This window comes from Emticicia fontis, assembly GCF_054779675.1.
Window position 1 is genome coordinate 1 of sequence record NZ_BAAGXU010000064.1, and the last position, 13,468, is coordinate 13,468.

9 protein-coding genes are annotated in these 13,468 nt (G+C 32.2%); 6 read left to right on the forward strand and 3 right to left on the reverse strand.

The features are described from left to right. On the forward strand, window positions 1-381 hold a 381-nt coding region (locus ACYVFA_RS23960; protein ID WP_460474395.1), incomplete at its 5' end, for a HipA domain-containing protein. A gap of 449 nt (window positions 382-830) precedes the next feature. Here ACYVFA_RS23960 and ACYVFA_RS23965 read toward each other — a convergent pair. After that, window positions 831-971, reverse strand: coding sequence for a hypothetical protein (locus tag ACYVFA_RS23965; protein WP_460474396.1), 141 nt, complete (start codon window positions 969-971; stop codon window positions 831-833). Between the two features lie 373 nt (window positions 972-1,344). On the opposite strand from ACYVFA_RS23965, the gene ACYVFA_RS23970 reads away from it, so the two are divergent. Further along, the gene (locus ACYVFA_RS23970) at window positions 1,345-3,792 is read left to right on the forward strand and encodes a hypothetical protein (protein WP_460474397.1); all 2,448 of its coding nucleotides are present in this window, start codon (window positions 1,345-1,347) and stop codon (window positions 3,790-3,792) included. Here ACYVFA_RS23970 and ACYVFA_RS23975 read toward each other — a convergent pair. Both ACYVFA_RS23975 and ACYVFA_RS23980 read right to left on the reverse strand, forming a co-directional pair. After that, window positions 3,734-4,762, reverse strand: coding sequence for a D-alanine--D-alanine ligase family protein (locus tag ACYVFA_RS23975; RefSeq protein ID WP_460474398.1), 1,029 nt, complete (start codon window positions 4,760-4,762; stop codon window positions 3,734-3,736). The two genes, ACYVFA_RS23970 and ACYVFA_RS23975, sit on opposite strands and share 59 nt — an antisense overlap. Before the next feature lie 38 nt (window positions 4,763-4,800). Continuing rightward, the gene (locus tag ACYVFA_RS23980) at window positions 4,801-5,739 is read right to left on the reverse strand and encodes a tyrosine-type recombinase/integrase (protein WP_460474399.1); all 939 of its coding nucleotides are present in this window, start codon (window positions 5,737-5,739) and stop codon (window positions 4,801-4,803) included. Between the two features lie 554 nt (window positions 5,740-6,293). Between ACYVFA_RS23980 and ACYVFA_RS23985 the strand changes: the two genes are divergently transcribed. The 4 genes from ACYVFA_RS23985 (at window position 6,294) to ACYVFA_RS24000 (ending at window position 13,467) form a co-directional block, all read left to right on the forward strand. Continuing rightward, window positions 6,294-8,273, forward strand: coding sequence for a tellurite resistance TerB C-terminal domain-containing protein (locus tag ACYVFA_RS23985; RefSeq protein WP_460474400.1), 1,980 nt, complete (start codon window positions 6,294-6,296; stop codon window positions 8,271-8,273). Beyond that, window positions 8,270-9,583, forward strand: a complete 1,314-nt coding sequence (locus ACYVFA_RS23990) for an ATP-binding protein (RefSeq protein ID WP_460474401.1) — start codon at window positions 8,270-8,272, stop codon at window positions 9,581-9,583. Before ACYVFA_RS23985 ends, ACYVFA_RS23990 begins: the two co-directional genes overlap by 4 nt. Next, window positions 9,583-11,709, forward strand: coding sequence for a DEAD/DEAH box helicase (locus ACYVFA_RS23995; protein WP_460474402.1), 2,127 nt, complete (start codon window positions 9,583-9,585; stop codon window positions 11,707-11,709). Before ACYVFA_RS23990 ends, ACYVFA_RS23995 begins: the two co-directional genes overlap by 1 nt. 510 nt (window positions 11,710-12,219) lie before the next feature. Continuing rightward, window positions 12,220-13,467 carry an exonuclease SbcCD subunit D gene (locus ACYVFA_RS24000; protein WP_460474403.1) on the forward strand — a complete coding sequence of 416 codons (1,248 nt, stop codon included), beginning with the start codon at window positions 12,220-12,222 and terminating at the stop codon, window positions 13,465-13,467. Window position 13,468: the final 1 nt, after the last annotated feature.

The following is a 13,468-nucleotide window of genomic DNA, read 5'->3' on the forward strand; positions in this document are numbered from 1 at the left end:
AGTTCGCTCCCTTGTTTTATTTATTCAACTCATCATACATTTGAATCTACAACCAAAAATTTCTCATTGGTTCGTGAGCGCGATGGAAAGGTATACTTTAGCCCTGCCTATGATTTGGTGTCGACCAAGCTGGCAATGCCGGAAGACGATGAACAGGCAGCTCTTACTATTAATGGGAAAAAGAACAAATTGAAAAAAAGTGATTTCATAAATCTGGCAAAAACATTGCAATTGAACGAAAAGTCTGTGGAGATGGTTTTAAGTAATCTATTTAAAAAGGAAGAAGAGCTATTGCAAACTGTTGGAGCAAGTTTTCTGAGTACTGAGCAAAAGACAACCTATATAGAACTCATCAAAAACAGACTCGCTGTATTAATGTAAAATAATAGTTAGATATACTTGGTGTTGAAGGAGATAGAAAACAAGAAAGTTGTGATTGAATACCCGAAAGGGTATAATTATTGTGTGATACTTGTGCTTTATACCTGATAAGGTATAGTTTTGAGAGGTGATCATACATTATTATAATTTGAAGAATATTTTTATTCAAGACCCTGAGAGGTGTGTATGCTGATAAAAATTTCTTTTACTAACGTCTTTTGAATTGATGCTCTCATTTGTATACTTCATTCTACCAGGTGTGATTTATACGATTAAGAGTGATCTGAGGTATGTTGGATTTCTTCCTCCGGCCCCAACACTTTTGAAACCTATTTTTGGTATATAAAAAACTAAAAGCTTTTCTTCCTTTGGCTTGCTGTGCCGACAAGATAGCCATGCTTTTAGGTGCATCCATGTTTTTCCGATGGATATATACCCATGTATCGAATTTATCTGCCATTATCGTTCTTTGCTTTCAGTTTTAGGTCTTGTAATTTTCTGGCGAATTCGTCGTCAGATGCCAGCTTGATATTTTCTCCCATTTTTCCATAATCTGCCAAACCTGGGAAATAAAACTTGTTTTTATGCACTATTTTGTTGCTTATTAGCTACAGATAAAGAGTATTTGTTATAAATAAACAACATTTATCTTTGATTATATCCATCAAAGAAAACCAGAATCGGTATCAAGGGTCGATTGTAAACCCATTTAGTCAGTAGCTAATTTAAAGCGCTGATAGCCAGTGTTTTTTGTTTTATTGTAATGTGAGACAAAATACCAGAAAGCTCGAATCTTGACAATAATAATGAACTTAATATGCCGATAAATAAGTTTTTTTTGATTTTGAATGGAAAAATCCTTTATTTATGCTTTTACTAAGAGAGAATTTCAAGACATTAATTATATTCCCCAAATGGAGTATAAAGATTTTTTTATCAATAATAGATAACTACTAATTATCAATGAAAATTAAGTTTGTAAACCGTACAAATGAATTCAGATTTTTAGAAAGTCATAGCAATAGGCTAAACTATGCGACTGATGTTGTTCTGATTTGTGGTAAAAGTGGTGTAGGGAAAAGCGAACTTACAGGTAACTTCATTTTAGGTAAGAAGTCTCAATTTCCTACAATCAAAGTTTCTATACCTCAGGCAGAGAAAAATGCATATTCATCTGGGTACTATATAATTAAATTGGCAAGATGTCTTCATGAATTTGCATTAAAAGATTCTAGATTACTAACTATACAAGATTTTTTAAGGAGTGGCAAGCTATCTAGTATTCTTGTCAAGAAGTTAGGAGAAAATATTAAATCAGACATTAGTGATTTAATACCATTTTCGGACACAGCCAAAGGGATTTTTAATCTTTTATTTGCCTCGGGTGATTTTAGTCCTGACAGCTTTTTTGAGTCGACACATTCTGACATTCTAGTTACCCTATACGAATACGTAAGAAATCAATGCAGTCAAAAATCCATTATAATAAATATTGAAAACATACAAAGTATAGATCAGCGTTCACTAGAACTACTTACATCCATAATCAAATCAAGCCTTTGTTGCTTATACTTATTAGAATATACTGAAAATGATGAAACTGGATTTAGTTTTAGTGAGATTACTTCAGCGTTTGAAGAAAATAGTATTTCATTAAACCCATTATTTGTACAACCCTTATCATTAACTGATGTTCAGAATATTATATTGGATCATCCTAACGCATCTTGGGAATTAATCAAAAATTCTTATGTGGAATGGAGAGGTAATATGAGGTTATTGGTTGATGTTCTTGCTAAATTAAAATATGGCATTCCGATTAAAAATGCTGCGGAGATTAATATTCAAAGTGCAACTAAAGATCATTTAAATTCATTATCTGATAGTGAGTTATTTGTTCTGACTATTATCTCTGTACATCAAGAAACAGTTGATGAGAACTTGCTAAAAAGGCTTATAGGATTTAATGAAGCAATTAACTATATCTTTGACATAAATGTACAAATAAAAACATTATTGGAAAGAAAGCTTATCAATAAATCTAATGAAGGTATAAGCCTTGCTCATGATAGTATTTATAGAGAGATTTTAAATACAGGAAGATATAGCCTTTTCTCCTTCATTGGTTATAACTTTTGGTTAAATATCTACGAAAACCTCCTACAGGAAAGTGATGTTTATACATCAAAGGGTTGGAGACTAATGAAGGTTCTTTATTTTTCCTCCCTGCTTAATTTGGACACAAAGGTTCTAAGTTTGCTCGATGTGATTAATGTAGAAGCACTAAAAAGTCGTGACCCTGAAAAGATGATAAAGTACGTAGAAAATGTCAAATCAAACCTTATTCAGAAAGATCTACATAGATATAGAGATAGGATTTTAAAGCTCAGTCTTTGGTTAGTTGAGATATGGTATAAATTAGGCAACAGCAAAAATGCATGGCATATTCTCTCAGAATTTGAAGATAATAGCAAACTTTATAAAATTCTTAAAGCTATTTTGATGGAACAAATAGGTAGGCATGTGGAAGCGATTAATTACTGCAATTTAGAATTGGAAAATGCCACTAATGGAACAAATTATGAGCTTGCCTTACGCCTTGTAAAGTTAGTGACAAATTATGATATTGGAAATAAAGATGTTGCAATAAATGAATTCTTCGTCCTATATAATAACAACGGATACACAAACTTATTCGAATATGGTTTTTTATTACGTAATGCAGAATTTGTATTTAGCTATAAAGGGTGTCTGCCTTACTTTAAAGAAAGCATAGAGCATTTTAAAAAGTTTGGGGCTACTAGACAAGCTGCCTTTTCCAGAATCACATATGGAGTACATCTGGGTTTATCCGGATATTATTCACTCGCTGAGGAACAGTTTCTTTTAAGTGAAAAAGAACTTGGCGATGAAATTACTGAAAAACACACCTTGCGAAATAACCTTGCTGTACTCCAATTATCGCAGGGAATAATAGACGGTAATGCAGAGGAGTTGCTACGTTTAGCTTTGATAACTTGTTCTGGAGATTTTGAGCGTCTTACAATTTCTATGAATTTTCTTGTTCTTATGGATTGGCTTGATAGAAGAAAGGATGCACAAATGGCAATAGAAACGATGCTAGATGTAATGAAAGCTCCATCATTTGCAAGTAAATCCATACTTAGATACGCTTACTTCGACTTATACAAATATTTTGAGAGGATAGGCGATAAGGAACAAGCAATTTTGTATCTTAATAAAATAAGCACGTTAAAACTTCGAGAAACTCCTATTTGGAAATTTTGGTTATATGGTACCCCAATTGCTGAAAATGATGAAGACTTTTATTTGTCATTTCGAGATAGAGCAATTAGTTTTCTTTGTAATTGGAATATGGAGTATGATAGCTCTCTAATGCAGTATGGATAATAGTTTTAAATAACTCCATATAAGATAAATTATTCATCTTAGCAGCGTAAGCGATAGACGAATCATTTCCGATATAAGCATCAGGTGTCAATTCTATTAGAACGAATCCACTATCAGTTATTCTCCCATCAATACGCATGAAGTCCATTTTCCCGAGGCTTAAAAATAGTGATTCGAGATTTTGTATTTCTTTTTGGGATAATAAGTGTGTAACAGGTCTATAGTAGTTACTTTTTTCTGACAAGTGTTTATCTTTTGCTGAATAAATCCTTTCAATTAAATAGTCTTCGTCATCATTAAAAACAACTTCCATAGCTTCCAGTAAAATGATTTTAGACTTATTTCCAACTATGCAAATATATACCTCTCTTCCCGCAATAAATTCTTCAACTAAAATAGATTGATTAAAACGTTCAAATAAATGCTTTGCTAACTCGATCGCCTCTTCATAAGAATTTACTTTTGAGTTTTCCGTTATTCCTATTGAACTTCCCTCAAAATTTGGTTTTACTACTAAAGGTAATTTTAAATCTTTGATAAAAGGCAGCATTTCCAAATTGTCAATTAATACACCAGATGCAAGTTGTAATTCGAATCTTTTAGCGAATTCTTTGCCTAGAAACTTATCTTGGCAAACGACTCTTGCATATACATCTGCACCGACATATTTGATATTATAAGACTCACAAATCGCCGGAATTAACGCCATCCTGTTTCTAGAATCACTTCCGCCAAAAATTGTTAAAACTAGATCGTTTTTATGCTTAAAAGCATTGTCTATTAGTTTTTCTGGCGACTGGTAATGTATTACTTCTTTACAAATTGATTTTAATGCGTTGAAAACCGAATCATAGTATTCATTTGAAATCATTTCAAGTTTATTCCCTTCAATATCTGAAAGAATGTAACTTTCATAAGTTCTATCAGCAATTAGCACTATGCAAAGTTCACTTAGGTTAAAAGAGTTCATTGATAATTAGTAGTTATCTATAACTCACAAAAATGCAGCTAAACCAATTCAATATTTTTTCGAGGATGTTTGTTTAGAAGAATTTGTCTTTGCTTTTCTTTATTTACATGTGTATAAATCTGGGTTGTAGTTATTGAGCTATGTCCGAGCATTGATTGAATGTATTTAATATCTACATCCTGTTCAAGAAGCAAAGTTGCAAAAGAATGCCTAAACACATGAGGGGTAATGTTTCCGGATAAATTGGCAGTGTTAGCCAGATCCTTAACCATATTTCTTATAGATTGATCAGATAATTTTTTATTGAGTCTATTGATTAAAAAGAAACCTTCTTTTTTTATCTGTTCCTCATAAATTTTGAGGTAGTGCTTTAATATACTAATACTGTCAGGGTTGCAAATCTGTATAATTCTTTCTTTGTTACCTTTTCCTTTAATGGTTATAGTTCCTGATTCTAAATTGACTGACTCAGCCTGTAAATTTGCTATTTCTGATACGCGTCCTCCGGTGGCAAATAATAATTCTATTACGACAACTTTCGTTAATACAGGTCCATAGCTAAGTTTGTTTTGTTGCGTGAATAATTGTTTGCGACTATAAGCTATCTGGAAGATTTTAGTAATTTCATTTAAATTCATCACTTTAGGAAGTTGCTTAGGCTCGTTTATTTTGATCCTCATTTTTCTAAACGGATTAATTTGAATTTGATCTTCATATTCTAGATAATTGAATAAAGCCTTTGACGTAGCCAATTTACGCTTAATGGATCTAGGTTTTAAGTCAGACATCGCATCTATATAACCCCTCAGATATATTTTATTTATATCTATTACATTTTCTGAATATTTATTCTTAGTGAGGAATGTATTTAGTTGTAAAAGGTCTGTTTTATAGGCTTTAAGTGTTTTAGAGCTAAGTTTTTTTTCAATTTTACAATGTGCAAGAAAATCAATAATGGCTGCGGAAAGATTTAACATATGTGTTTGGTATTAATTAAGTAAATAAATTCCAAACTACAATTATTATTGTTGAGAGGCTATATGTCTTCGATTTTATCGAAGACAATGTTTATTAAGAAGGAGGTTGTAATCTCTTTGACCACAATTTTAATGTTTGTTTTCATCCTTTTCCTGATAGGTCAAATTTAATCAACTTATTTCATGACGGGTCAAACAATTGAATTATAGAAATACGCCATATTTTAAATCTAACCATAGGTTAGACATCCTAAGAAGTTATTTATTATTTATGAAAAGTACCGTTTAATAGATTTTTTTGCTTAAATCTATAAATTGTAATATTTTTCCAAGCACTATACTATTCATTTTAAATTACATTATTCGAGTTACACATGAAGTCTAATTATAAAACCTTTAATTTTTATTTTCCCTAGAAAACAGCTCTATACAAAGAGTTAAAAGCATAAATTAAACGAATTTCACTGCCCTAGTGAGAATGTCATAAGAAAAGTTAAATTCTGTTAATAAAAAACTTTGACAAAACCTGATATTTTGACACGGCCTATAAATCTATGACTGCAATAATAATAATTGGAATAGTAATATTTATCATTTATTCAGCTTCGAATAACAAAAAGCCAGCCCTCAGAAATAAGTCTTATACCAATCCTGACTATAGTAGTAAATCTGGAAAGGGAGTAGAAGGTGAACTAAGACGAAATCACACTAGAAAATTTGATATAAATGTAACTACTTCAAGCTCTTCAAGAACTTTTAATGACGATTCGGTTATCGACATTTCTAACCTATTATATAAAATCGATTCAGAATTTGATTTAAAAACTTATGAAGATAAAGTGCCATATTGGAAGCACCATTATGTGTATTCTTACTCAGAAATAGTTAGTGCAACTAATGAACAAAAGAACTTTTACGAAATTTTTAAAAGCCGTTTTTTACATGAGGAGTATTTAGATTTGGAAGGAAATACCAATTATGCATTTATTTTATTATTTGATTTACTGAATGAATATGATCATCATAAAGATATACCTAAAGTTGAAAAGCAACTACGAATTTTAGGGAAATACTACCCCAAAACAAAACCTTATGGTATACCTTTTCTTACAAAAAAAATAGACAGAAAAGGTTATTATGAAAGGAATTCAAGGATACATGAAGAAAACGTATATAGCTATCAGAACTATAACACAGATTATGATTATTGGAAGACAGGTAGCAAGTATAAAACTAAACTGAACCTAAACGAAGAAGAAGTTAAGCTCCTTAACAAACTTTGGTACCCTAATAATAACTTTTGTAGTATTGAATATTGCTACCTTGAGGTACTTAAGCTTTTTATATATACCATTTCTGCATTAAAGGATAAATATGCTGAAGAAGGAACAAGTCTGGATGTTCAGTTCTTACATGTGGCAGATGTTATTGCAAAAAAACAATTCAATTATAGAAGAGGCAGCCAGAATTATAAATACATTATTGAAAACACAACTAATGAATTCTATTCTCATATTTTTAAATATTGTGAAAATTCAGTTCGAGAATATTATGGACATAAACGTAAAATAAGCACGGATACTAATTATGCAATAGCAGAAGCTAAAGTTGAATTTGATACAAAAATAATCTCAAAAGTAACTGAACTATTACCTGCCTTAATTACTAAAGTTTCTTTACCTGATGAAGCAACAGATATCGAACTTTACAATCAAAATACAAGTCGTTGGAGAATCAGGTTTGAGGAATTAACAGAAAAATATCAAGGAAAGCCAAGAGAGTTTTTTGACTCAATTCTTGCTCTAGGGAGGTTAAATAAACATAACCCTTCTATAGAAAATATATTTTTTGAAGCATCTAAATTTATAGCAAAACATAGCAGTGAAATTGCTCTCTCTTTTTACGTTTATTATATATATTATGACTTACAATCCGCTACTTTTGATAACAGGCAACTTACCAAAACTATTCAAAAAAGCTTATTCAAAACAAACGAACAATTACATACTTTCGAAAAAGTTGTTAGTGAATTAATCAGAGATAAAAATTTAGACAAAGCCCTGAATGATATTTCTAAAATTTATGAAGTTAAAAGAAAGAAAATTCAACTTGATACTACTATAATAAAGCAGGTTCAGCAGCAACATTCTGGTACTGTTGAAATCCTAAATGAATATTTAAACGATGATTTTGATGATGAGACAACGACTATAAGGGTTCAGGAAATAAATACAGAAGAAATAAAAATTGACATATATCAAAAGAATACCGAAGCCTATCATTCAGCTTTTATGGAAGATTTAGGCTTTAGACCTATACAAATTCTTACCTTAGAAGTCTTTCAAAAAAATAACCTCTCAGTTGCTCAAACTGAAATTGAAGTGTTTGCTAAATCAAAAGGACTTTTTAAAAATCAAATAATAGATAGTATTAATGACACTTGTTATGAGTTCTTAGACGATGTATTGATTGAAGAAGATGATGATTATTATACAATTAACCCCAATTATTTCCAGAGAATTTCGATAAAATGATTGACAATATTAAACCTAAAGAAGCAACCGCCATAATCAATTCATTAATCAGCGGTGTAGTCCCTAAAATTGGTGTTCAGCATATAACTGTTGGTCGTTCTGAAGAAATAAATGCTGTAATTTCTTCATTGGAAGATGTTAAGAATGGTCATAGTTTGGTGAAATTCTGGATTGGAGACTTTGGTTCCGGCAAATCTTTTATGCTTCACTTACTCAATACCGTAGCACTCAAGCAGCGTTTTGTAGTAAGTAATGCAGACTTCACTCCTGACAACCGTTTATATTCCAATGACGGGAAAGCCGTTGCCCTTTACTCGGCAATTATAGATAATATAGCTATTCAGACTAAACCAGAAGGTGGAGCCTTGCCAACTTTATTAGAAAAATGGATTGAATTAATCATTACTAAAACAGCAGAAGAAAATGCGATTTCGTTGGTAGACATCCGAAACGCACAGTATTTTAATCTCATTCAGTCAAATATCATGAAAACTATTAATGAAATTACTGAAGTGGGTAGTTTCGATTTTGGAACGGTAGTAATGAAATATTATGAAGGATATATCACAGACAATGAATTTTTAAGAAGGAGTGCCTTAAAATGGCTAAAAGGAGAATATAGAAGTAAGCTTGAAGCAAAACAGGACTTAGGGGTTAGAGAAGTCATTAATGATTTGAATTATTATGACATGCTCAAAAACTTTTGCAAGCTATTTGTAAATATGGGGTATAGCGGTTTCATGATAAGCCTAGATGAAGCTATCAATCTTTATAAAATCTCAACGTCAGTCATGCGCGAAAAGAATTATGAAAAGATTCTTACTATATACAATGACTGCTTCCAAGGGAAAGTGGCAAATCTGTTTTTTAACTTTGCAGGAACAAAAGAAGTCTTAGAAAATGAGCGGAGAGGACTTTTTAGCTACAATGCTCTAAAATCCAGACTCTTAACCAATAAATTTGAGACAGCTGAAATAAGAGATTTTGCCCAGCCGGTTATTCGTTTAATGCCACTCAACCATAATGAAATATTTGTACTTCTGAAAAAGCTGAAAGCAATTTTTGATTATCATTATAAAACTGATATTTCTATAAGTGATAATGAAATTCATCAGTTTATGGAGGAGTTATTTAATAAGCCAAGTGCATCAGAATTTTTGACACCTAGAGAGGTAATCAGAGATTTTTTAAATATTCTGAATATCATTCGCCAAAATCCAACAGTAGATAAAAATCAATTATTTGGAGAATTGGAGATTTCAGATGAAAGACCCAATGAAGTTTCATTAGATAGCATTGAAGAATTATAATGTCCTTTGATTTACTTTCTGAGCCAATACGAAAATATATTCGTAATAAGGGTTGGGAGCAATTACGCCCAATTCAAACGGCCGCTATTAATAAAATTATCACATCAGAGGAACACTTAATTTTAGCATCGAGAACGGCATCTGGAAAAACAGAAGCAGCTTTTTTGCCAATACTTTCAAAAGTCAATTTTAATGATTCAGGAGTACAAGTACTTTACATTTCACCTTTGATAGCCTTAATCAATGACCAGTTTTATCGTATTGAAGAACTTTGTAAAAATCTTGACGTAAGTGTAACCAAATGGCATGGAGAGGCCAATAAAACTGCTAAAGAACGAATAATTAAACAACCAAATGGCATAATTTTAATTACTCCAGAATCATTGGAGGCTATGTTTGTCAATAAGCCTCATCATGTAAAACACTTATTTGCCAATTTAAAGTATATCGTCATTGATGAAATTCACTCATTTATTGGGACAGATAGAGGGATTCAGTTAAAGTCTATTTTGGCAAGGCTGCAAAGGCTTAATGTCAGGTATTTTAACATCATAGGGCTATCTGCCACCATTGGGGATTATGCTGACGCAAAGAAGTTTACAGGTGACGAATTGAAAACTAAAGTTCTGCTGGATAGAACCGCCAAAGAAATTAATATTGTATTCCGTTACTTCAAAAACAAGACCGAAGAACTGCCCTTAGAACTTGTAAAAGATTTATACCTAGAAACTAGAAACAATAAAGTTCTGATTTTCCCTAATAGCAGAGGAAGAGTTGAAGAGATCGCAGTAAAGCTTAGAAAAATATCAGACACAGTAAAAGGGCATCCTAATTATTTTTCTCACCATTCATCGGTTGATAAGGAGGTAAGAGAATTTATCGAATATTTTGCTAAGAATAATACCAGACAAAATTTTTGTATAGTCTGCACATCCACATTAGAATTAGGAATAGATATTGGAACAGTTGATGAGGTTGTTCAGATTGATGCGACCCATAGTATCGCTTCTTTAATTCAGAGGGTAGGAAGAAGTGGCAGAAAAGAAGGGGAAAGCAGTAATTTATATTTGTATGCTACTAATAAATGGAGTTTACTACAATCTCTTGCTTGTTGGTTATTGTATCAAGAAGGTTTTATTGAACCTCCCCTAAAAAATGAACAGCCTTATGATATTTTAGTTCATCAGGCTTTATCCTTAACCAAAGGACACTCAGGAATTAGATTGACAGAATTAATTAAGCAACTTCACAAAAATGCAGCATTCAGTCAGATAGAAGTTAGTGAAATAGAAGAAATTATTAATCACTTAATTAAAATTGATTTCTTAGAAAAGCTACAATATGAAGTAATTATTGGTATAGAGGGAGAAAAAATAGTGAATAGCCGTGATTTTTATAGTGTATTTAAAACGGAAGAAAGCTATAAGGTTATAAATGCGGGGATTAAAATTGGTGAAATACCATTTTCACCACAGATTATTGAAGATGAGAATATATTACTTGCTGCAAGAATCTGGAAAATAAAATTTGTTGACCATACTTCTAAAAAAATAGAAGTTGCTCCCGCAAACGATGGCAAGAAACCTAGGTTCTCTGGCAATGGCTCAGTTATTCATGAGAGAATACGAGAAAAGATGTTAGAAATTCTATTGGCTAACAGCAGTTACAATTTTTTGGATCAATCTGGTTCTGATGAAATTGAAGCGATGCGTAAAGATTTCTCTATTTTCTCAATAAAAAATTCTCAAGACGAAAGACCTTTATTGATAGGAGAAAGACATTCAACTCTTTTTACTTTTACAGGAACACGAATAAATAGAGCCCTCCAACTATTACTTAATATTGCAGGAATAAAAAATAATCTTGATGATGAAAGCAGTTCTTTCGAACTTGAAATTTCAGAACGTGAGATAACTTCCAGATGGCAATCTATATCCCAATCAATTATTAATATAGATGCACATATTTATGACCTTTTACAAACTAATCCTACCATCTTGGATTTTTCTAAATGGGGAGGCTATTTACCAAGTAGTTATCAGATTAAACTGATAAAGGAAAAATATTATGATCTCGAAGGAACGAAAGAATTCTTATCAAGAATATACAGTCTGAGAACAAACTAAATTAACAATATGATTTAATAGCTATAGTGCTATTCTATCACACCTCTAATAATGACATTCAAGGAAAACTTAGAAGCTAGGATGTGTATTTAATTACAATATGCCTGAAAAAGCGGAAATTAATAATGAAATTGTTGGTTTTCCTAATGTGTACCTACCTTCTTTTTTGTTAGTTGTATAATCCAGGGCAATACTTTGTCTGTTGGTGGAAAAATAGCAATAGTAAAGGGTAATAAATATAATCATTAGAGCTCAATTCAAATAACTTATTGATGAGCTTTAGGGGGGCTTTGATTGGGATATCTTCTCGTCACATTTTAGGAGAGATGTTTATGAAAAAAACGTCAAAAGCATACTCCATCTTGAACGAACATGATAGTCGGAAAGGTGCAATGCATGATGAGAAGTGGTTGGCACAAAGATATGTACAGTGTAATGATTATGCTAATACTAGCAAACGTATATGGTTACTAGTAGAGAAATTAATAAAATTGAACTAATGAAGTAAATATGATGAAAATTTTGCATACTGGTGATTGGCACATTGGCCAACTTTTTTATGAGTATGACCGTACATACGAGCATCAGCAATTTTTGAATTGGCTGCTTGTTACTCTTACAAAAGAGCATGTAGATATTTTGCTGATCAGTGGTGATATATTTGATCTATCTAATCCTTCTGCAGCATCAATTAAAATGTTCTATTCCTTCCTAAACCAGGCTGTAAAGGCAAATGCTGAGTTACAAATAATTATTACAGCGGGCAATCATGATTCGGCAGCTCGATTAGAGTCGCCCAAACCGTTATTGGAATCTTCCAATATTCATATTATAGGTTTAATAGAAAAAAGAGAAGATGGGAAGATTGATTATAGTAAACTTACAATACCGTTAAAGGATAAAGATGGTAACGCAAACGCATGGTGCATTGCTGCCCCCTTTTTAAGATTGGGGGATTATCCCGTAATCGTCGATTGTGACAATCCATATTCTGATGGTGTAGCCGCGTTTTATAAAGAAGCTTTTGAGTATGTTGATTCAAAAAGGCAAGTTGGTCAGGCTATAATCGTAATGGGTCATTTGCATACCCAACAAGCAACTGTAAGTGATATAGACAAAATGGAGCGATTGATTATGGGTGGTGTAGAGTGCATTTCTGCGTCAGCGTTTCACGAAAGAATTTCTTATGTTGCGTTAGGACATATCCATAAAGCACAAAGAATAGGCGGCAAGGAACACATTCGTTATTGCGGAAGCCCATTACCTATGTCTTTCTCAGAAACCAGTTACAAGCATCAGGTGATTGTATTTGATTTAGGAGATGAGAAAATAGAAAACTTTAAAGCAATTGAGATTCCTGTTGCGGTACCCTTAATACAGGTACCAACGGTTCATAGCTCTCTGGTAGAAGTTCTTGATTCACTACAACAGTTGACACAATGGGAAGGAAACTACAATACAGCCCCTTATCTGGAAGTGCGGGTAACGGCGGATGGTCCTGAACCAGGTATTCGTCATAAAGTGGAAACAGCACTTGCAGGTAAAAATATGCGATTGGTGAAAATTGATGTACGCTACAAAACTGCGTCAATAAATCCGGAAAAAAATACAGCAGTAGTTCAAACACAGCTCTATGATCTAAAACCACTGGATGTATTACATAAAGTGTATCAAAATAAATATAATAACTCAATTCCCGAGGATCTGCTAAAACTGTTTCAGCAGGTGGCTCAGGAAGTAAGCGAAATGGAAGCATAAC

Bases quoted from the DNA above. Each gene is read 5' to 3' on its own strand.
- ACYVFA_RS23970 (WP_460474397.1), top strand. From the start codon at position 1,345: ATGAAAATTAAGTTTGTAAACCGTACAAATGAATTCAGATTTTTAGAA.
- ACYVFA_RS23975 (WP_460474398.1), bottom strand. From the start codon at position 4,762: ATGAACTCTTTTAACCTAAGTGAACTTTGCATAGTGCTAATTGCTGAT.
- ACYVFA_RS23980 (WP_460474399.1), bottom strand. From the start codon at position 5,739: ATGTTAAATCTTTCCGCAGCCATTATTGATTTTCTTGCACATTGTAAA.
- ACYVFA_RS23985 (WP_460474400.1), top strand. From the start codon at position 6,294: ATGACTGCAATAATAATAATTGGAATAGTAATATTTATCATTTATTCA.
- ACYVFA_RS23990 (WP_460474401.1), top strand. From the start codon at position 8,270: ATGATTGACAATATTAAACCTAAAGAAGCAACCGCCATAATCAATTCA.
- ACYVFA_RS23995 (WP_460474402.1), top strand. From the start codon at position 9,583: ATGTCCTTTGATTTACTTTCTGAGCCAATACGAAAATATATTCGTAAT.
- ACYVFA_RS24000 (WP_460474403.1), top strand. From the start codon at position 12,220: ATGATGAAAATTTTGCATACTGGTGATTGGCACATTGGCCAACTTTTT.